Source organism: Syntrophales bacterium (assembly GCA_023229765.1).
Taxonomy (GTDB): domain Bacteria; phylum Desulfobacterota; class Syntrophia; order Syntrophales; family UBA5619; genus DYTH01.
Window position 1 is genome coordinate 168762 of the sequence record JALNYO010000002.1, and the last position, 20435, is coordinate 189196.

At 52.3% G+C, this 20435-nt stretch carries 18 protein-coding genes; 16 read left to right on the forward strand and 2 right to left on the reverse strand.

Features of this window, described 5'->3' with window-relative positions; genetic code table 11:
• Positions 1-78 precede the first annotated feature (78 nt).
• Both hcp and M0P74_02640 read right to left on the reverse strand, forming a co-directional pair.
• Entirely contained in the window at positions 79-1743 is a 1665-nt protein-coding gene (gene hcp, locus M0P74_02635) for a hydroxylamine reductase (protein MCK9362485.1), read from the reverse strand.
• A gap of 114 nt (positions 1744-1857) precedes the next feature.
• Positions 1858-2049, reverse strand: a complete 192-nt coding sequence (locus tag M0P74_02640) for a DUF1858 domain-containing protein (GenBank protein ID MCK9362486.1) — start codon at positions 2047-2049, stop codon at positions 1858-1860.
• Between the two features lie 313 nt (positions 2050-2362).
• Here M0P74_02640 and M0P74_02645 point away from each other — a divergent pair, with 313 nt between their 5' ends.
• From M0P74_02645 to M0P74_02720, 16 genes are all read left to right on the forward strand, one after another.
• The gene (locus M0P74_02645) at positions 2363-3082 is read left to right on the forward strand and encodes a hypothetical protein (GenBank protein MCK9362487.1); all 720 of its coding nucleotides are present in this window, start codon (positions 2363-2365) and stop codon (positions 3080-3082) included.
• A gap of 14 nt (positions 3083-3096) precedes the next feature.
• Positions 3097-5001 (forward strand): hypothetical protein, encoded by a 1905-nt coding sequence (locus M0P74_02650; GenBank protein MCK9362488.1) that lies wholly within the window; start codon positions 3097-3099, stop codon positions 4999-5001.
• Positions 4994-5533, forward strand: coding sequence for a hypothetical protein (locus M0P74_02655; protein ID MCK9362489.1), 540 nt, complete (start codon positions 4994-4996; stop codon positions 5531-5533). The genes M0P74_02650 and M0P74_02655 overlap by 8 nt, the downstream gene beginning before the upstream one ends.
• A gap of 16 nt (positions 5534-5549) precedes the next feature.
• Entirely contained in the window at positions 5550-6107 is a 558-nt protein-coding gene (locus tag M0P74_02660; GenBank protein MCK9362490.1) for a hypothetical protein, read from the forward strand.
• Positions 6100-7680, forward strand: coding sequence for a type IV pilus secretin PilQ (gene pilQ / locus M0P74_02665; protein ID MCK9362491.1), 1581 nt, complete (start codon positions 6100-6102; stop codon positions 7678-7680). The genes M0P74_02660 and pilQ overlap by 8 nt, the downstream gene beginning before the upstream one ends.
• A gap of 67 nt (positions 7681-7747) precedes the next feature.
• Positions 7748-8680: an AAA family ATPase gene (locus M0P74_02670; GenBank protein ID MCK9362492.1), complete on the forward strand. Its 933-nt coding sequence runs from the start codon at positions 7748-7750 to the stop codon at positions 8678-8680.
• Between the two features lie 68 nt (positions 8681-8748).
• Positions 8749-10455 (forward strand): Flp pilus assembly complex ATPase component TadA, encoded by a 1707-nt coding sequence (gene tadA / locus M0P74_02675; protein ID MCK9362493.1) that lies wholly within the window; start codon positions 8749-8751, stop codon positions 10453-10455.
• A 4-nt stretch (positions 10456-10459) separates the two neighbouring features.
• Complete coding sequence (locus M0P74_02680; GenBank protein ID MCK9362494.1) at positions 10460-11677, forward strand: type II secretion system F family protein; 1218 nt, start codon at positions 10460-10462, stop codon at positions 11675-11677.
• A 161-nt stretch (positions 11678-11838) separates the two neighbouring features.
• A complete protein-coding gene (locus tag M0P74_02685; GenBank protein MCK9362495.1) occupies positions 11839-12255 on the forward strand; it encodes a prepilin-type N-terminal cleavage/methylation domain-containing protein in 417 nt (138 codons plus the stop codon).
• 364 nt (positions 12256-12619) lie between these two features.
• The gene (locus M0P74_02690) at positions 12620-14653 is read left to right on the forward strand and encodes a hypothetical protein (GenBank protein ID MCK9362496.1); all 2034 of its coding nucleotides are present in this window, start codon (positions 12620-12622) and stop codon (positions 14651-14653) included.
• Between the two features lie 73 nt (positions 14654-14726).
• Positions 14727-15179, forward strand: a complete 453-nt coding sequence (locus M0P74_02695; GenBank protein MCK9362497.1) for a type II secretion system GspH family protein — start codon at positions 14727-14729, stop codon at positions 15177-15179.
• Entirely contained in the window at positions 15176-15598 is a 423-nt protein-coding gene (locus M0P74_02700) for a prepilin-type N-terminal cleavage/methylation domain-containing protein (protein MCK9362498.1), read from the forward strand. The genes M0P74_02695 and M0P74_02700 overlap by 4 nt, the downstream gene beginning before the upstream one ends.
• 10 nt (positions 15599-15608) lie before the next feature.
• Positions 15609-16100, forward strand: coding sequence for a prepilin-type N-terminal cleavage/methylation domain-containing protein (locus tag M0P74_02705; protein MCK9362499.1), 492 nt, complete (start codon positions 15609-15611; stop codon positions 16098-16100).
• Between the two features lie 10 nt (positions 16101-16110).
• Entirely contained in the window at positions 16111-17583 is a 1473-nt protein-coding gene (locus M0P74_02710; protein ID MCK9362500.1) for a hypothetical protein, read from the forward strand.
• 289 nt (positions 17584-17872) lie between these two features.
• Complete coding sequence (locus tag M0P74_02715) at positions 17873-19030, forward strand: iron-containing alcohol dehydrogenase (GenBank protein ID MCK9362501.1); 1158 nt, start codon at positions 17873-17875, stop codon at positions 19028-19030.
• 76 nt (positions 19031-19106) lie between these two features.
• Positions 19107-20306: a DegT/DnrJ/EryC1/StrS family aminotransferase gene (locus tag M0P74_02720; protein ID MCK9362502.1), complete on the forward strand. Its 1200-nt coding sequence runs from the start codon at positions 19107-19109 to the stop codon at positions 20304-20306.
• Positions 20307-20435: the final 129 nt, after the last annotated feature.

Sequence of the window (20435 nt, forward strand, 5' to 3'; positions counted from 1 at the left end):
CGCGTCCCTCCAACTGAAGGCAAAGGGGCAATTCAGACCCTGAGCCTCCAGCCTTCAGCTTCTTCGGAAAACAGGCGCTTATTTGCCTGCCATCATTGCTTCTATGTCATCCTGGACCGAACCAATCGGTTTGATGTTGAACTTCTCGACGAGCACATTGACTACCGCCGGGGAGAGAAAGGCCGGCAGCGTCGGACCAAGGCGGATGCCCTTCACGCCGAGGAAGAGCAAGGCGAGCAGAACGGCTACCGCCTTCTGTTCATACCAGGCGATGTCGTAGGAGATCGGCAGGTCGTTAATGTCGGCCAGTCCGAAGACCTCTTTGAGTTTCAGGGCGATGACGGCCAGTGAATAGGAATCGTTGCACTGACCGGCGTCGAGGACGCGGGGAATCCCGCCGATGTCGCCGAGGTTGAGCTTGTTGTAGCGGTATTTCGCGCAGCCCGCCGTGAGTATAATCGTATCCTTCGGGAGATTTTCCGCGACCTCGGTGAAGTAACCGCGGCTCTTCTGGCGGCCGTCGCAGCCGGCCATCACGACAAAGCGCTTTACCGCCCCCGATTTTACCGCGGCGATGACCTTGTCGGCCAGGGCCAGCACCTGATTGTGGGCAAAGCCGCCGACGATCGCGCCGGTTTCCAGTTCCTTCGGCGAGGCGCACTTTTTGGCAAGGGCGATCAGCTCAGAAAAATCCTTCGCGCCTCCCTGGGTGCGATCGGGAACATGCTTTGCCCCAGGATAGCTGGGAACGCCGGTCGTAAACAGCCGGTTAAGATAGGTATTTTCCTTTCTCACAGGAATGAGGCAGTTGGTGGTAAGCAGGATCGGTCCGTTGAAAGACTCGAATTCCTCGTTCTGATGCCACCAGGAACTCCCGTAGTTGCCGACGAAATGGCCGTACTTCTTGAAGGCCGGGTAGTAGTTGGCTGGGAGCATTTCCCCGTGTGTATAGACATCCACGCCGGTGTTTTCGGTCTGCTTAAGCAGCTCTTCCATGTCCTTCAGGTCGTGGCCGCTGATCAGGATGCCGGGGTTCTGGCGAACGCCGATATTGACGCTGGTGATTTCCGGATTGCCGTAAGCCGTGGTATTGGCCTCGTCCAAAAGCGCCATCGTGGTGACGGCGGTTCCGCCGGCCTTCATGACCAAGCCGACCATCTCATCCACCGACAGATCTTTGGTGGTCGAGGCGAGCGCCTCCATGATGAAGTCGTCGATCTCGTCCTTGTGAAATCCAAGCACCGCGGCATGTTCGGCATAAGCGGCCACGCCTTTGAGCCCGATTGTCAAGAGTTCCCTCAAGGAACGGACGTCCTCGTTTGCGGTCGCCAACGCCCCGACGGTTTTGCCCTTTTCAATAAAGGCGGCTTCATCGTCGGCAGTCCAGGTCGTCGCTTCGGGCAGCGTTCCGTCAAAATCACGGCCGTTTTTGGCCTTCCAGGCGGCAAAGAATTTTTCCCGGAGCTGATTCCGGCGGCGGAGGGCCTCCCGGATCAGGGCGACAAAGCGCTCGTTATCCCAACCGGCGTTGGTGATGGTGGAAAATAGTCCCTGGGAGATAAAAACACTGTTAGTCCGGTCCGGGGCGCCCAACTCCTTGAGCTTTTCCCCATAAACCGCCATCCCCTTCAATACAAATATCAATGAATACTGCAAGTCGGCAGTTTCCTCCGGTTTTCCGCAAACCCCCTTGATCGTGCAGCCGCTGTTTTTGGCTGTCTCCTGACATTGAAAACAAAACATGGTTATTCTCCTTTCGTTAAAAAGCGTTATTGTTGATGATATGCCGCTTGCCGGAAACTTGTCCGACTGATCACCTATGCGCCCGAGCAGACGTGGAAAAATCGGCTTCGTCTGCTACGGTTCCTGTGTGTCCCGGATGGCTCCGTTAATCTCGCGCGCGAGGTCGTCCAACTTATATCCGTATAGTTTCGCAGCGTCTTCCAAGGTGTGAAATCCCGCCGCCGGGCAGCCGACGCAGAGCATCATCCGTCTTATAAAGACATTTGTTGCCTGCGGATTTTGTTTAAGTAGATCGTTGATCGTCATTTTATAAACATTAAGCTCCTTTTTTGTTCTAAGCTTCATTTTGATCGAACAATAATGCATTCCATGAAAGTTGTCTTTGCGCTGGCGCAAAGAGTTGAAAAAAACTGGTTCATTATTTCATAAATATTTTGCGAACAGCCGGGTGAAAATATTCCACTCCTTGTAAGTCAATAGAAAAATTGTTTGTTTTTCTTGACACAACGATGGCTTTACCTTAGAGTCCACCGATAAAAAGAATAGCCGGGGGCAGACTTGGTGAGGCCTGTCAGCCAGCTATTTACCTCCGCAAATACTCAAAAAGGGATTTTAAGTCATGGCGAAAAACAAGGATTTCTACGAAATCATCAGAGGTATTATATCACGCTGCCAAGCAGTTCCCTATGACAAGGAGCTGATAAAGGCTGAGATAATGAAGGAACTTCAGGTAAGCGATTATCCTTCCGCAATTGTCTCCTACCTGTGGGGAGCCTATTACAACCTCGACGGCGATGCCCAAAAAGTATTTCTGGCAGGCGTTTTCTTTGAAATGAAAGAGCAGTATCCCAGTCTGTACGATTTTTTTTCCTTTTACTTCCAAAACAATACCCGTCGCCGGGGCTTTGACCGTAGGCTCGGTGAAAACCGCAGAAAAAGCTATTCCCTCGATTACTATAGTGGAAAATTTATTGAGAGGCGCTCGAAAAGGGAAAGAAGGAAAAGTCCCGAGACGAGGGAGGGCTGGACAAGGCTGGATCAATGGATAAGCGTTCCTTTCGAACCTGACGAGGCCTTTGCGGGGCAGGGGATGGGGATGCGGCCACCCGCGCAGGAGGGAGCGTTTTCAGAAAATGATTTCTTCCGCAAGGAGTATATAAGTCTTTATAGTATTGAAATAATTCTCACCGCCTTGACGGCGTACTTTGAAAGCTATATGCAGCCCGGACAAACGGCTTGGAAAGACGTTGTCAGCCCCGAAACGCTCAGGAGCGCCGAGACGGTTATGAAAAGGTTCATTGCGATGCTGGCAAAGGGTCAGAATGTAAACGCGAAGTAAACAGGGTCTATAGCGTGGATAAACAGACTTCTATAACATCGACAGAAAAACTTCTCGAAGTCATTCGCGGGAAGGCTGATAAAAGCCCGGTGCCTCCTGCTGTCCGCCAGGACCAGGTAATATTTCCCAAAAAGGAGCGCTTCCGGTTTCCGAGTCTTTCCGGCATGAGCCTGCAAAAAACGCACGTCACGGGGGTGTATATCTCGGTTGGCTTTCTTTACCTTGTAAAAACCAGAAAAACAATAACCGGACAGAGGGAAATATCCGAATTGAGACGTTTCGCGCTGCCTCCGGAAACATCGAGAAATACGCCTGAATTTTCAGCATTTCTGAGATCGTCGCTAAAAGCGGTTTGTGGTTCGCCGAAACAATCTGACCTGTGGGCAGGCATGTCCGCGGTTCATATTGATTTTCACCACCTGCGCATTCCGAATGTTCCGAAAAAGGATATAGCGAATGCCGTATATTGGTCGGTGAGAAAACAGGCCCCCTTTGACGAAAAGGAAGTTGCTCTCGATTTCGAGGTTCATGGCGAAGTTATCGATCAGGAAATACAGAAACTATCCGTTATGGCCTATACCGCGCCTCGTGGAGAGATTGAAGAACTCAAAAACCTCTTTGCCGAAGCAGGATGGCCGCTGAAGGGGATTGCAGTTTTGCCCTTCGCCACGCAAAATCTCTTTCGTGCCGGGTTGCTGATTGCCGGCGCAGGAGCGACTGCCGGCCTCTTTATCGGAAACAATTTTTCCCGAATCGATATTTATGCTGGAAACAATCTTGTAATGACCAGGGACATCAAAGCGGGAACGGGTAGTATTGTTGAGAGTCTTGTCGATGCCTTCAATGAACGTAAAAAGGACCCACTGACGTCTCCGATGAATGTAGAACAAGGCAGAAAAATCGTTTTGAGTCTGGGAGGAGAAGCCCCACCCCCAGGGGAGGAAAGAGATGGAGCAGAGCTGTTAAACACCGTTTTTAATCTTGAAAAAGGGGATGTTGTGACTATGATCCGGCCGGCCCTGGAGCGGCTGACGCGCCAGATAGAAAGAACTTTCGACTATTACACAACGACGTATGCCGGCAGCAGGATAGAAAAAATTTATGCATCCAGCTTGATTGAACTCTATCAGTCCCTTGTGGATTATGTCAGCACCCAGTTGGGGATCCCTGTTTTTTTTCTGAATCCGCTTGCCGGGGAAAAAGAGATGGTGCTACTGGAGGCCGCCAGTTTGAGTCTTACTGAGAAAATTGCCTTCGCTCCCTCCATCGGGCTCTCCTTCTCGGACAATAGCCGGACGCCGAATCTGCTTTATACGTATAAAGATGAAGAAAGAGCAGAAACGGTCACACGGATAAACAGGGGGATATTTACCGTCTTTATCCTCCTTGTTTTCGTATGCTCCGGAATATTCATATACCAGAATAAGATGATCTCCCGGAAAAGGTCCTCTCTTGCCGTATCCGAGACTGAGTTAGCGAGTCTCGGAACCCCGGCCAGTCGTGAGGAATTGATGAGTATGGCGGCGGCAGGCGACAAAGAAAAAAAGTTTTTGCGAAGCTACGCGGAGCGCAATCTATATGTGCTGCTGCTGGGGGAACTGTCGGCACTGACGCCGACGGGCATCCGTCTTGTCAATCTGCAGATTGGGCCCCAAAAATCGGAAAAGAAAACAGAGGGTGTAGCTGGCGCCGGGGGGGGTGGGGAAAAAACAGATGCCGGTTTGATAACAATGGAAGGGCTCGTTATCGGCGACCGCAGGTTTTTCGAAACCACGCTCGCCGCCTACGCGCTGAAGCTTGAATCCTCTCCGTTTTTCCGGGGGGTGATCATCACAAACAGCAGTATCGTTCCTTATTTAAAAGGTGAAACGCTCCATTTTACCCTGAGCATGAAGAGGGAGAAAGATATAAGTGGCTGATAAAAAAGTAAGTATGGACATCCCTGGACAAAGCATCCTTTATTTTGGGCTTTGTCTGCTGGGCATTTCAATTTTCATATTCGTGGGCATCCTGCCGACGTTCAAAGAGGGCAAATACCTCGACAAGCAGACGATGGCCGTAAAACAAATGCTTCAGGAGCAGAAAATATTACTGCCTTATCTGTTGAAAATGAAAGAACGCAGCGGCCAAAAAGATCAGAAAAAACTTGTGCTGCAACAAAAAGGCAAATTGGCGAGTGAGGAAATAAAAATCATCCCCGTAACCCTGGCTGAGAAGGCAAAGATGAGCGGAATGACGATCGTATCAGTGACGCCGACCCTTACGCGGCTGTCGGGGAAGGATTCGCTGTTGCCGGTAGATATTGTTTTACGCGGGAAGTTCTCTGATTTTCGGTTATTTTTGATAAATCTCGGGGAACTTTATTGTCTCGACAGGATAGACGAGATGTCTATTCAACAGAAACCAGACGGCAAAGAATACCGACTCACCTTGCTCATTGCGGTCGGCTGAAGCGGAATTTTTGGATATGAAAAATCTGAAAAAAAGGGAAAAAATAGTTATCGGAATCGCGGCAGCCGTTATTTTATACGGGATCGTTGATTTCATCATACCGGCGAAAAAAAATAACCTGCGAGACTCGGTGCAGAATACCAGGGGAATTGAAGAAATTGTGGCTACCCTTTCTGCTGCAACAACAAAGGGTTACGAAAAAGAGACTGTGCGCCAGATTGCCGCAATCAGGGAAGAGAAATGGAAGGGCGATCCTTTCCTTGACGAGGACTCATATAAAAAATGGCTTCGGGTGAAGGAGCCGGCGGTGCCGGAAAAAGAAAAGCAGCCCCGCGTGTTTGTCTATTCCGGCTACATAGATGCGGGGCAAAAACGGCTTGCCGTCATAAACGATGTTGAATATCAGGAGGGAGACTCCCTGGAAATGAATGGTTTCGACAAGAAGTCCAGTGTTTATAAATTGAAAAGCATTTCCCCGGAAAATGTCGTCATTAAAAACACGACGACCGGCGAAAAAATAACTCTCCCCTTAAAGGATCTTATTAAGGGAGGCCATGATGGGCGCAATGAGTAAATATAGACAAAAAGCAGCTAAAGCCATAATCGTCTCGGCGTTGCTTGTTTGCGGCTGCGGGGGCGCAAAAAACGTCGAGAAAGACCCCTTCTTCGAAAAATGGTCCACAATGGCGGAAAAGTCGGAAGGCCACACCCCGGCTTCGAAGACGCTGAAAAAGGATATCGTTACGGAAATCTTTGGGGAAAAGGAAAAAACGAGGGGTGCGGCAAAGACCGAAGCCGACGCGGAACTGCCCATAATGCCGGTGAGTGTGAAGTTTCGTCAGGCCGATATCAAAACGGCGCTTCGTTCTCTGGCTAAAATAGTCGAGATGAACATGATTGTTAAAAATGAAATAAAAGGGGAAATAACGGTCGATTTCAACAATGTTCCGTGGGATCAGGCGTTCAGAAGCATACTCAACACCCAGGGATTGACCTTTGTCCGGGAGGGAGACATAATCCGGATCATGACGCCGGAAGATATGGATCTCGATCTGAAAAAAAAGACACGGGAGCTGGGGGTTCTTTGGGTGGAACCATTGCTGACCGTTGTTGTTCCTATTAATTATGCCATCCCCAAGGACCTCAAGGAGACGATTGAATCCTTCCTGACCCGCGGCAAGGATGACAAACCCCGCGGTTCGGTTCGTGTTGACGGACACAGCAACTCTCTTATCATCTCGGCAATCAGGGATGACCTGGAGAGGATGATGCCGATCATCGAGACGATCGACAAGCCGACCCCCCAGATCATGATCAAGGCAAATATAGTTGAAACTACAAAGGAAACGGCAAGAAAGCTTGGCATTCAGTGGGGCGGCATGTACGGGCATACGGTAGGGGGGCAGGCCCTGTACATAACCCCGGGAGGTTCCGGGGGAACCGCCGTTTCTCCCGGCTCAGCCTTTTCGGGTAATTATTCGCCGAGTTCCGGTTCTTCGGGAATAGCGGGGCAAGGATTCGGGGTTAATTTCCCGGCAGCCATGACGGGAGCAGCATCCGGATCTTTAGGACTGATCTTCGGCACTATCGGAGCGAATATTCTGGAGATGCAGTTGAACGCCTTGCAAGCCGACAGCAAATTGAACATTCTCTCCAGTCCTTCGATAACAACACTCGACAATCAGAAGGCATTTACGGAAAATGGCGAAAAAATCCCCTTCTCGACAATTGATACGAGTGTAAACCCCCCGATAAGAACGGTGAAATTCGAGGACGCGGTGCTGCGCCTGGAGATCACCCCCCATGTAATTGACGGTCAGAATCTGATGATGAAGATCCTTGTGAAGAAAGACGAGGTGGATATGTCCCGCACCGTTGAAGGGAACCCGTTCATCATAAAGAAACAGACCGAAACGACCTTGATCGTCAAGGATGGTGAGACAATCGTCATCTCCGGCCTGACAAAACAGCGCAATGCCTTATCCACGGACGGAGTTCCCGGTCTTAAGGACATACCCGGCCTCGGCTGGCTTTTCAAAGGCGAGGACAAAAGCGGGAAAATGGAAGAGGTGCTGATTTTCATTACCCCCAAGATACTCCCCTCCGTGTCGGCGGCAACCGGGGTGCCGGTGGACAGGGGCAAATAATTATCCGCTCCTATGGAAAATCAGGGAAGAGGGCGACAGCCATTCTTGCCGGAAAAAGAGAAGTCTGATGGATTATTTCAAAATTCTGAATCTTAACCGGGAGCCGTTTTCTAACTCCCCCGACCCGGGTCTCTTTTTTCAGTCGCCTGGTCAGTTGACCTGCCTGCAACAACTGGAACTCTCCATTCGCCTTCGCCGCGGTCTCAATGTCGTAATCGGCGAGGTCGGAACAGGCAAATCCACCCTCTGCCGTCAGCTTATAATCAGGCTGTCGGAATCCGAAGGAGAGCAGAGGGAAATAGAAACAAGCCTCATTATGGATCCCGCCATCAGCACACCCCGTGAATTTCTGAGTGTGGTTTCGGTGTGTTTCGGCCTCAAGCCCCCCTTAAAAATGGCAAGTGAGTGGCAGATAAAGGAGAAAATAAAGGAAACCATCTACCAGAAGGGGGTCGAGGAGAAAAAGATCATTGTTTTGATTATCGACGAGGGGCAGAAGATCCCTGTTTTCGCCCTCGAAATTCTCCGCGAGTTTTTAAACTACGAGACAAACGAAAGCAAGCTTCTGCAGATCGTCATCTTCGCCCAGAACGAGTTTAAAGAAATTATGTATGACCATAAAAATTTTCTCGACCGGGTGAATGGGTATTACATGCTTACCCCTCTGAACTTCCGGGAGACGAAGGGGATGATAGAGTTCCGGCTCCAGCAGGCGGCCCATCCCGCCCAAGTGCCGAAGCTCTTTACAAAACCGTCCTATTGGGCCATTTACGGGGCAACCGGTGGCTACCCACGCCGAATAGTCACCCTGTGCCATCATCTTCTCCTGGCGATGATCATCAAAAACCGGATTAAGGTTAACTGGTTTCTCGTGCGTGTCACCGTCGGAAGGGATCTGCCTGAAAATACCGTTAAGGGTGTATGGACAAAGACTTCAACTTTTTTGGGAGCATTTTTGCTGCTTCTGCTCATAGTGTTGTTTTTTTTCACCCGTATCTAAAAAGAGCTGCGGATGCTGCTGCCCCTGTCCGGTATTGAGGGGCGCTGTTACTTAGAGAATTTTAAGCCATGATCGTTAAAAAAAGACTTGGGGAAATATTGATTGAAGAGGGGCTGCTGACGCAGGAACAACTGCAGAGCGCCCTTGCTGAACATAAAAAAGACAATCTGAGACTGGGGCAGTACCTCTGCAGGCAGGGGATAATCGACGAAAATCAGATGGCGGAAGCGCTCAGCAGGCAGTTGAAGATCGCCAGATACCATCCCAGTCGTTACCCGATAAATATTGATATTGACGGGTTCATTACAATCGAGACTGCCAGAAAATTCCAGATTGCCCCGCTCAGGAAGAAGGGTCGGCTTTTAACAATCGCGATGGTCGATCCCCTTGATATCAATGCCCTCGATGCCGTCGAAATTGAAGCCGATGCCGAGGTCGAGGCGGTTGTCTGCACGGAGCGGGAACTTAACCAGTTGCTCAGCGGCATCTACGGCATGAAGTCGGGGATGAGCGGCGTCCTCGACGATATGAAGGTTGAAACTCAGCCGGCGACAGAAAAAGGCACCGAGCGGGAAGCGGAAGAGGTGAATATTTCCGCCCTGAAGGATCAGGCCGATGACGCGCCAGTTGTGCGTCTGGTGAACTCCATCTTCGCCCAGGCGATCCGCGAGGGGGCAAGCGACATCCATATCAGTCCCCAGCAGGCCAGCATCCAGCTCCGGTTTCGAATCGACGGCCGGTTGCACGAAATCCCCTCTCCGCCTAAGGCACTGTTGCTTCCGATCATTGCCAGGATCAAAATACTCGCGGGTGTGGATATCACCGTTTCGCGACTTCCTCAAGACGGCCGCTTCACAATCAGAATGGAGAGGCACGAGATCAATGTTCGTGTCTCAACGATGCCCACGATCTACGGGGAAAACGTTGTGATGCGGCTTCTGGACATGAGTGCCGGGGTTTATACCCTTGATCGCCTCGGGATGATAAAAACGGACCGCGACAAGATCGAGACGAGCAGTAAAAAGGCTTATGGGATGATTCTTAGCACAGGGCCTACGGGAAGCGGCAAGAGCACAAGCCTCTACGCCATCCTCGATGAAATGAACAGCCCCGATATCAACATCATCACGCTTGAGGATCCGGTCGAATACCGGATCGAGAACATTCGTCAGGTACAGCTCAACCGGAAAGCGGGGATGACCTTTGCCAGCGGCCTTCGGGCGATTCTTCGGCAGGACCCGGACATCATCATGATCGGAGAGATAAGGGACGCCGAGACCGCCCAGATCTCCGTCCAGGCCGCTCAGACGGGGCATCGGCTGCTCAGTACGATCCACACGAATGACGCCGCGGGGGCGATTACCCGCCTGATCGACATGGGAATAGAACCGTTTTTGGTTTCCTCCGCCCTTCTGGTATCGTTCGGCCAGCGTCTCGTCCGGACGAATTGTCCCTACTGCAGTGAACCTTATACGCCGCTCGCCAGCGTCCTCGAAGCGTGGGGGCTCAATAAGGCGGAAAACCCGAATTTCCGGCGCGGCAAGGGTTGTTACCAGTGCATGAGCACCGGTTACAAGGGACGTACGGGGCTCTTTGAGGTGCTCGTCAACGACGAGGCTATCCAGGAGATGATCATTAAGCGTAAATCCGCACAGGAGATCACCCGTGCCGCGGTAGAGCAGGGCCGTCTCAGAACCCTCAAGGAGGATGCTGTGGCGAAGATCCTCCAGGGGATAACAACACCGGAAGAGGCCGCCTCGGCGGTCATGGTGTAACGGCATGGCGACCTTTTCCTATACGGCAATCGACGAAAATGCTCAGACCGTCAAGGGAAGCATTGAGGCTGAAAGTATCGAAATTGCACAGAACATTCTACTTACAAAAGGATATATTCCTTCTCGTGTCACGGAGACATCCGATGCGGGCGGTTCTTTTTTCAGGGGACTAAAGGAAAGCCTTGGCAGTGTGAAGATCGGCGATCTGATTATCTTCACAAAGCAGTTTCGTTCGATGATGGCAGCCGGGGTGCCCATCATCAGACTTTTGCAGGTTCTCGAACACCAGACGGAAAACCGAATCCTGCGGGGGGTTGCCGCGGCAATCAGCAAGGATATCCGGGAAGGTTTCAGCCTTTATGAAGCGATGAGGCATCACCCCGCCGTTTTTTCACCGCTGTATCTGAGCATGATCCGCGCGGGCGAGCTAAGCGGCACTGTTCCTGATATCATGAAGCGGCTCATCGACATTATTGAGCATGAGGCGAAGATAAAGTCCGATATCAAATCAGCCCTTCAATATCCACTTATTGTTGTCATCACAATGGTGATAGCGTTTTTGATCCTTCTGACCTTTGTGGTTCCGAAATTTGTCACGATCTTCGCGAAGGCCGGGCTCGCCTTGCCCTTGCCGACGAAAATCGCCATGCTTATGTATAGGGGACTCGCCGATTACTGGTACATCCTCATTTTCGGGACGATTGGTCTGCTTATAGCCCTGCGCCTGTATGTAAAGACGCCTCCGGGGCGTTACACGAAAGACCGCATTATTCTCAGTCTTCCGCTTTTCGGAACGCTTTTTCAGAAAGCGGCGATGTCCCGCTTTGCCAGTATCTTCGCGATCCTTCACGCGAGCGGTGTTCCCGTTATGGGGTCGCTTGAGGTATTGTCGGGGACGATCGGCAACGCCGCCATATCCCGCGAATTTGACAAGATAAAAGAGAGTATTCAGGAGGGGCATGGTATCTCCGAGCCTCTCGGCAAGGCTAAATACTTCACCCCGATGATTGTGGATATGGTCGCCATTGGTGAGGAATCCGGAAATCTCGAGGAGATGCTCCTCCATGTATCTTCCCATTACGACGACGAGGTCGCCTACGCGGTGAAGGGCTTGTCGGATATGATCGGTCCGGTTCTGATTGCGGGGCTTGCCGTTGTCGTCGGTTTTTTTGCGCTGGCGATTTTTTTACCGATGTGGGATCTTACCAAGATGGTAAAATGATGATAACTTTTTAATTATTATCGCTACAAAAAAGCTATTGCATCTATGAAGAATGTAATGTACTGGTAACGCCGGAATGTCTGATTACAAAAATCTTGAAGCAGTTGTGAACAAAGGTTGAGCAAAAAATATTTAAAAATGAACCAGTAAAGGAGGAAGATATGCAGAAGAAAACGAAATTAAGCAGTAACAGGGGTTTTACATTAATAGAAATCATCGCCGTTCTGGTGATCCTCGGCATCCTTGCCGCGGTGGCCGTGCCGAAGTATCTCGATCTTGCCAGTGAAGCCAGGATAAAATCCGCACAGTTAGCAGTTGCCGAGGTGAAGGGAAGGCTTTCGAGCGCACAGGCAAAATATATGCTGGCCAACAATGGCACTGCCCCGACCTCCCCGCAGTTGTTCACCTACGCAACAGGGGCAAGTGGATATGTGAATGCCACCAACCTGGCAAATGTCGGCGCCGATTACAACGTGGTCGTGGCAACAGGCACTCCGATCGCCATTACTGTTGACAAAGTGCAAGGCACCTCCCTTACTACCAATGTTGCCGGCACCTTCGCAGGGGCAGGGGACTAATATTGTCTGACGGTGTCAGGCCTTTTTATGAGGTGTCTTGGTGGTTTACGTAATAACGACGAAACTGCCGGGACACCTTTTCCTGTTTATAAGTAACAAAAAACACCCCGGTTTTAATAAAAATGGCCGATTTTGGCCGATTTGCCAATCTCTTGGATGCAGCAGCGGGAAGGGAGGTCTGTATTCAGGCTGCAATCCTGAATAAGCAAGGGAGAAGGCCTTTCCGGAGAAAGGAGAATAAATAATAATCATACCTGCATTTCGTAAAATATTCGATAATTTGACCAATCACAGATATTATCCCTTATCGCTAATCCTCCTGTTTTTTTTGGTTTCAGTCGGATATTTCATCGCCTGGCCAATTATGATGACCGACACCGATTTGTGGTATCACCTCGCAGGCGGGAGGTATTTCTGGCAGAACGGGGCAAGCGTCAACGACGCCTTTTTTTCGTACATTGCGCCGGCCAAGTCCTGGTACAATTACTACTGGTTGTTTCAGGCCATCATTTACAAGATATTTCAAGGTACGGGGTATTACGGCCTGATTGTCCTGCGCTGCCTTCTCTATTTTCTGACGGCGCTTTTCGTCTGTTTTTTCTTTATAGGCCGGCGCGAGAACCGGACGCGGACGGAACTGCTGCTCGGTCTTTTTTTGTTTATAGCCTGTACGCTCGTGATCCTCCCACGGGAATTGATCGTGCGACCGCACCTTTTTTCCTACCTGTTCATTGTTGTTTTTCTCTATATCCTCGAAAAAAGCAGAGACAAAATATGGGTTTTGCCCCTGCTCGGCATTTTGTGGGCTAATATCCACGGGATCGAATATCCGGTGATGTTTCTGATTGCCTTTGCCTACCTTGCAGAAATCTACTGGCGGCGGTTCAGAAAAACAGAGACTGGAGAGCCCGTGGGGAAAAAAGAAAAATGGCTGCTGATCTCCATATTTTACACAATTTTTATCACCCCCGGCATAAGCGGACTTGTCCAGACCCCCTTTAGCGTTTCTTTTCAGAATGCCGCCTACCAGCATCTGTATGTGGCGGAGCTTCTTCCCATCCCTTTTCAGCGTTTTTTTGTCTTTGCCCCCGTCACGATTTTGGGGCTGCTCTCTTCATTGCAGAATATCATTGTAATTCTGACGGCTGTTTTTGCGCTTGTCGGTCTGTGGAAAAAAACGTTGCGGATCAGCCATGCCGTCCTTTTTATCGGCGCCGGTTTACTATTGGCAAGGCACGGGCGTTTTACTTATGAATTCACGCTCTTGTCCATCCCGCTGCTCTATAGCGGCATATTAATGGTTGCAAAGAAGGATTGGCTTCCGCGCCGGGTTTTCGATATCGCCTTTCTGGTCGTGGCGCTTCTCATTCCGCTTCTGGTCTTCCACGGGATGATGGGCCGGCGGCCGGCTTACCCTTTTTCAGAGGCAAATCTTCCCGCCGGGGTCGTCCGGTTCCTGAATCAGCACGTCGCCGGCGGACGGATTCTCAACGAACCGAATACGGGAGGATACCTGCCCTGGGCGCTGGGACCTAAGTTCAAGATATTCATGGATATGCAGTTGACCATTTTCAGTGACACGGATTTTGCCTTTGCTAGCAACGCCTTCTCCGATGCCGGTGTCTTTAAGGCATTCATCCAAAAATACGATCCTTCTTTCATTTCCGTTTCCCTGAGCAGGAGCAATTTCGATAAGGTTGTCGCGAACGACTCGCGCTTCGCGCCTGTCTTCTTCGATCATGCGGAACTGCTTTATATCAATAAGACTCATTACGGCGCTCTTGTCGATAAGTACGAGTTGAAAGCCATCGATCCTTTCCGTTTTCGGGAGATCAAATATGAGGAGCTCAGCGCAAAGGTGCTGGCGGACATGTTTGCAGAAGCCTGGAGAATGCGAGCTGAAGACCCTGTCAATTACGGCGCGAATCACATCCTTGGCAGTATTGCCGTCGTCCGTCGGCAATATGATCAGGCCTTGTCTTATGCTGATGTAATTGTCGGGCGCTATCCCGATTTATCTCACGGCTACGCATTAAGGGCCGACGCGCTCTTCGGTATGGAACGCTATGAAGAGGCTGTACGCCTCTATGAAAAGGCTATGGAGTTGGGGCAAACGTCCAGGGCGGAAAACGTGTATTGGAATCTGCATATAGCCTATGCCAAGCTAAAGGAATACAAGAAAGCCTACCGGCTGCTTTCAAAGTATGTCAACCCATTTGGCCCGAATGCGGATTATAAGGAAATCTACCAACTGGGGGTATCCGCCGCGGCCGTCGGAAAGAGCAGGGAAGCTGCCACCTTTCTGAAAATTGCCCAAATTAAGGCCCCTTCCACTGATCCGGAGTATGTTCAGAAAATCGCCGCGCAACTGGGAGTCCTGGATATAAATATCCCTTGACAAGCAAAAACAGACACCCCTATACTTTCGACCGTCAAAAGCAATACCTTATAAAAAAAAGGGGAAAACCCATATGAACGGGATGAAAGGGTCATGTGCCCCACATCTGCGCGGCTTCACGATGATCGAGGTAATTGCCGTCCTTTTGATTGCCGGCATCATCGCTGCCGTTGCTTTGTCCAGGATAGGCTCCACTTCGAGTTACACCCTGGCGTCGGAAGTGGACATCCTGAAGATGCACCTCCGCTATGTCCAGTACAGGGCTTTCAGCGATGATGTCACCTGGGGCATGTCCTTTGCGTCTGGTTCCTACACCATGCAGAAGAGCGGAGTTACCGCGTCCGGCAATCTGCCGAACGAATCCTCTCCGACTCATACGCTGCCGGAAGGTTATTCGGTGACGGGGACGACGGTGGCCTTTGATGAATGGGGTAGCCCCGGGGCCGCCGATATCACCGTTACCTTGACCGGCGGAGGGGAATCGCGGAGTTTCACCATCACGAAAAACACGGGATTCATACCATGAGGGTATCGGGGAAAGCCGCGTTGCGGGGATTCACATTGATCGAGGTGATCGTCACGATTCTTATCGTCGCGGTTGTCGGGGCGATGATGTATTCGGTATTGGGGACGTCCATGACGGGAAGTTCCCTCCCTGTGGGCAGGTTGCAGACCTCACTGGCGCTGCAGCAGACGATGGAAAACATCATGGCCGATTTCCGGAAAAATTTCGCCGGGGATGTCGCCGGACTTAAAAACGCGATCGGGACGGAAGGCGCAAGCCAGAACAACGCCTACGGGCAGTATGACGTCGTGCACAACCGTTTCATCAAGTTCACCGGGCAGAGCGAGGATGCGTGGGCTTCCGGAGATCCACAGGACATCCTCAAGGTCACGATCAAAAACGGCAACAACGAAACGCTGACGGCGATCTTTGTGCAATAAGGGCGCGAACATGAAAAAGAGGGCCGAAAAAGAAAAGGGATTCACCCTGCTGGAAGTGATCGTTGTGCTGATCATAGTCGGGGTCATCGCCGTGGTGGCGGGCATGGGCATCGTTTCCGTGGTGGAGGGGTTTATCTTTACGAAAATGAATGCGGCCACGGTACAGAAAGGGCAGATTGCCATGGCCAGACTGTTCAAGGAGTGCAACAACATCAGCGCCGTGACTGCCGCCGGCGCCACGTCCATAACCTTTGATGCCTATAAGAACGGCGTTTTGGCATCCCACACCGTTGCGCTCTCGGGGAATACGATCACCTTCGACGGCGATATTGTCGCCGACCAGGTGAGCGGCCTCGACATCGGCTATTACGATAGCCACAACAGCGCCAAACAGTCGACCTGGGCCGCGACGCGGCGGATCATCGAGATCACGATCGGCCTGACGGGGGCCAGCGGTGTGGTTTCCGAGTTCAGGGAACGAGTTACGCCGCGAAATCTGTAGGAAAGAGCCTATGAAGGGAAAAACCGGGATGGCCAATCAAGCAGGGGCCTTGCTCATCAGCCTCATCGTGACGATGGTCGTTATCACCGTCCTCGGCTCGGGGATGCTCTACTTCACGACCACCTCCTCGTACGGAGAACTGTTTGCGAACCGCCAGGCCCGGGCCTACTACCTCGGGGAGGCGGGGGCTAACTACGCCTTCAAGCGTTTCATCGCCAACCCGGTTGCCAACGGACCTTTCGCGGCGCCGACAACCTTCACCCTGAGCAACGGGGATCAGTTCGCCGTGAAAACCTATGACCAGCCGGCAGATCCCACCCACCTGATCATCGAATCGACGGGCATCGTTTCCTCGGGCTGGTTCACCGCCCGCAACAAGGTCACCAAGAACATAATAAAGGCGGCGGCGGTCCTTCCCGGCCAGGACGTCCCGGTGCCGGTCGGGTTCGACACCAACACCGACACGACCCTCGATACGACCTGGAATGTCGCGCCAGGCACCGATGCCTCGATCGTGTCCACCGGGCCCTCGGACGGACCGGCGCTGCAACTCAAAGGGGATGTGAGCACTGTCAGCCTCAATTGGCAGGGTTCCTCGGCGGCCCCGGATCTTGTTGCCGTCTGGAACAGCAACGGGCAATTGTTGAGTTACACGATCCAGGTGAAGATTAATATCGATCAGGAGGGTAGCAAGGGAAGACATTATCTGGCGGGACTCTCCTTCCGCCTCGACAACACAACCGACGACTCCTACGGCGTGTCCTATTTCCGCTCCTACGGAACGGACGCGGCGAACAAGAAGCCGGCCTGGATCAAGAGCGCCGCCTTTGCCGATTTCCTCGCCAGGGGCATCAATAACGGAAATCTCTACGCCGTCTTCTGGAAAAAGATCGCCGGAACCTATACTGTCCTCGACTACCGCCTGCTAACGACAGGGGACGGCGTCATATCCGGGGGGAACCTGCTGCCCTGGTCTTCCCTCATTGTCAAGGTGGACGAACAGTTCTCCGGTCCTGACGGGGTGCGGCAGAATCATATTTATGCATATTTGGCCGGGGAAAACAGTTACCCGCGAGGTACGGTCAGTTGGACATTGACCGGTTTCAACGAGATTCTCTGGTCCCAATACGCCGGAATCCCCGCTTGGATGGGCTCCTCCGCCTACGCAGCAGGCAGCGTGGTCGTCCCCGACTCGCAGAACGGCCACTCCTATGTCTGCGTCACGGCCGGGACGAGCGGGAGCTCGGCGCCGAGCTGGCCTACGACCCGCGACGCGACGGTCGCAGACGGCACGGCAGTCTGGGCGGAGAGCAACAAGCTCATAGACGGAAGCCTGACCTCGGCTAACTTCGACACGCGAAGGCCCGACGAAATCGGGGTCCATGCATTCTATGATTCCAATGCCGCCAACGACCAGTTCTTTACGGATTTCGGCATGGTTCTGAAAGGGAGCGGCAGCGGGTCGGGCGGGGTTCAGTATTAGAGCTTGTCCGTAAATAAAATCAAAAGCAAAACGGGTACGAATTTGCTTTTCAACTTATATTGCTATTTGCGAAAAAATCTTGACAATAATTACTCATTAATATTACTGGAAAAAACAGTTTATCAGTGAAGCTGCCTCGGGTGCGCGGGAAAAAATGACAGCGGATTTTCGGGCCGGATGGGTTGCGTTTATCAAGCCTCGGCAGTTTTTCAAGGTTGGCGAGGGTTGGAGACAGCCGTTGGGAATGGGCGGATTGCCCCATGAATATAAGGGAGGAAAAATTAGGACGATGAAGACATTTTCGTTTACAGGGGCGCAGAGAATTGTATTTGGAAGGGGCAGTTTCGCCGGTTTGCCGGTGAATCTCGCTGAGTTGAAGATAACAAGGCCGCTGGTCGTGCTCGACGGCAGTCTCGCGGCGATCGGGTTTGGGGAAAAAATAGATGAATTGCTGAAAAAGGCGGGGATGGAGTTTGTCCTTTATGACAAGGCCTTGCCGGAGCCGCCGCTTGAGCTGGCCGACGACGGGGCGAAGCTGGCGCTGCGCAAAAAATGCGACGGGGTAATCGGCATTGGCGGCGGCAGCGCGATGGATCTGGCGAAGGCAATCTCCGTTATCGCGGCGAACAAGGGAAAGGCGGTTGATTACCTGGGGCTGAACAAGGTTCCCGGGCCGGGGCTTCCGAAGATCATGGTCCCGACGACCGCTGGAACCGGGAGTGAGGTTACGTTTACGGCGGTTTTCATCCGCAAGAAGCTTAACAAAAAAGAGGGGATGAACAGCCCTTATCTCTATCCGGAACTGGCGCTGCTCGATCCGGAATTGACGCTCAGCCTGCCTGCGCAGGCGACGGCGACGACCGGGATCGACGCCTTGTGCCATGCGATCGAATCATACACCTCGATCAACGCCTCGCCGATAAGCGAGATGTTTTCGCTCGAGGCGATTCGCCTGATCTCCGACAACATCCGGACGGCCGTGCATGACGGATCGAATATCGAAGCGCGCGAGGCGATGCTGCTGGGAAGCCTCTACGCCGGCTACGGTCTTGCAAATGCCGGCGTGACGGCGGTTCATTCGCTGTCTTATCCTCTGGGCGGGCGTTATGGCGTATCCCACGGCCTTGCCAATACGATCATTCTGCCGAAGGTGCTGGCCTTCAACCTTCCCGGGGCGCTGGAGAAATTCGTTGATGTCGCCGAGGTGATGGGGGAAATAGTTGATGAACTGCCGCTGCGGGAGGCGGCCTATCTGTGCGTTGAGGCGGTCGAGGCCTTGATTGAGGACTGTGGCGTAACGACCACGCTTCAGGATCTCAATGTTCCTGAAGAGGATTTCCCGCTGCTTGCCCAGGCGGCCCTGACGGTTGCCCGGCCCCTTGCTAACAACCCCTGCCGGATGACAGAAGAGGACATGATCGGAATCTATCAGGAGTGTCACGAATAAAGATGAGCTGACGCGCCGCTTAATATGTTGAAAAACGTAATTGATGGCGCTTAATTGAGACTGGAGGAGACGCAAAATGGCAGGAGCGGAACTGATTGGCAAGGAAGAGATAAAAGAGGTGATGGATGTTCTCGGCACGGGCGTTTTTGCCCGTTATGGCTTCGACAATGAACGCAACGATTTCTGGAAGGTGCGGGATTTTGAGCAGGCCTTCGCGAAATACAGCGGCGTAAAGTACGCACTGGGGGTGACTTCCGGGTCGGCGGCACTGAAGATTGCCCTTACCGCCCTCGATGTGGGACCGGGGGACGAGGTGATCTGTCCGGCGTTCACATTCATGGCGACCTACGAGGCGGTGCTCGAGGTTGGCGCCATCCCGGTGATGGGCGATATTGACGAGACGCTGAACCTCGATCCCGACGATATCCCGAATAAAATCACGCCGCGGACGAAGGCGGTGATCCCGGTCCACATGTGCGGCGCCCCGGCCCGGATTGACCGGATCGTGAAGGTCGCCAAAAAACACAAACTGCTCGTACTGGAGGATACAGCCCAGGCCCTGGGGGCAAGTTTCAAGGGGAAAAAACTGGGGACATTCGGGAACATGGGATCGTTTAGCTTCGACCATTACAAAACGATCACGACCGGCGAGGGGGGAATGGTCATCACCAATGATGTTGATCTTTACCATCGCGCCGAATGGTATCACGACCACGGCCATGATCATCTCTCGCCGGTCAGCCGGGCGCTGGACGGGCGGACGATTCTCGGCTTCAACTACCGGATGAACGAGCTGCAGGGCGCCCTCGGCCTGGCCCAGCTCCGGAAACTGGACCGGGTACTGGTCGCGCAGCGGAAAAACAAGGCGATGATCAAGGATGTTCTCGCCGCGGTGCCCGGGATGGGCTTCCGGCTGCTTCCGGATCCCGAGGGCGATTCGGCGACCTTTCTGGGTTTCAACCTCCCCGAAGAGAAGCAGACGCGGGCATTTCAGGCGGCGCTGAAAGCGGAAGGTCTGGATACGGTGCTGTGGAAGGACAATTTCTGGCATTACGTCCCGAACTGGGAGCATTTTCTGGCGAAGAGCACGGCGAATTCAAAAAAGCAGCCGTTTTCCGATCCGCGCAACAAGAAGACGACATACAGCCGCAAACAGATTCCCCATGCCGAGGAGCTGCTCGGCCGCACCCTGTTTATGGGGGTCAGCGTCAAGATGCCGGCGGCGAAAATGAAGTCAATCCGCAAGGCGATTGAAAACGCGGCGAAAAAGCTATAATGATGAGGCAATTGCAAAACCATTTGTCATTCCCGAATGTCTCTATCGGGAATATGGTTTTTCAAGCAGTTAGAACCAGATTCCCGCTCAGAATCGTTGCGGGAATGACAAGAATGGGGAGTTTTGCAA

Coding starts and splice junctions, on each gene's coding strand:
- M0P74_02700 (MCK9362498.1), top strand. CDS start 15,176: ATGAGGGTATCGGGGAAAGCCGCGTTGCGGGGATTCACATTGATCGAG.
- M0P74_02720 (MCK9362502.1), top strand. CDS start 19,107: ATGGCAGGAGCGGAACTGATTGGCAAGGAAGAGATAAAAGAGGTGATG.
- hcp (MCK9362485.1), bottom strand. CDS start 1,743: ATGTTTTGTTTTCAATGTCAGGAGACAGCCAAAAACAGCGGCTGCACG.
- tadA (MCK9362493.1), top strand. CDS start 8,749: ATGATCGTTAAAAAAAGACTTGGGGAAATATTGATTGAAGAGGGGCTG.
- M0P74_02660 (MCK9362490.1), top strand. CDS start 5,550: ATGAAAAATCTGAAAAAAAGGGAAAAAATAGTTATCGGAATCGCGGCA.
- pilQ (MCK9362491.1), top strand. CDS start 6,100: ATGAGTAAATATAGACAAAAAGCAGCTAAAGCCATAATCGTCTCGGCG.
- M0P74_02695 (MCK9362497.1), top strand. CDS start 14,727: ATGAACGGGATGAAAGGGTCATGTGCCCCACATCTGCGCGGCTTCACG.
- M0P74_02715 (MCK9362501.1), top strand. CDS start 17,873: ATGAAGACATTTTCGTTTACAGGGGCGCAGAGAATTGTATTTGGAAGG.
- M0P74_02705 (MCK9362499.1), top strand. CDS start 15,609: ATGAAAAAGAGGGCCGAAAAAGAAAAGGGATTCACCCTGCTGGAAGTG.
- M0P74_02640 (MCK9362486.1), bottom strand. CDS start 2,049: ATGACGATCAACGATCTACTTAAACAAAATCCGCAGGCAACAAATGTC.
- M0P74_02690 (MCK9362496.1), top strand. CDS start 12,620: ATGATGACCGACACCGATTTGTGGTATCACCTCGCAGGCGGGAGGTAT.
- M0P74_02680 (MCK9362494.1), top strand. CDS start 10,460: ATGGCGACCTTTTCCTATACGGCAATCGACGAAAATGCTCAGACCGTC.
- M0P74_02645 (MCK9362487.1), top strand. CDS start 2,363: ATGGCGAAAAACAAGGATTTCTACGAAATCATCAGAGGTATTATATCA.
- M0P74_02710 (MCK9362500.1), top strand. CDS start 16,111: ATGAAGGGAAAAACCGGGATGGCCAATCAAGCAGGGGCCTTGCTCATC.
- M0P74_02685 (MCK9362495.1), top strand. CDS start 11,839: ATGCAGAAGAAAACGAAATTAAGCAGTAACAGGGGTTTTACATTAATA.
- M0P74_02670 (MCK9362492.1), top strand. CDS start 7,748: ATGGATTATTTCAAAATTCTGAATCTTAACCGGGAGCCGTTTTCTAAC.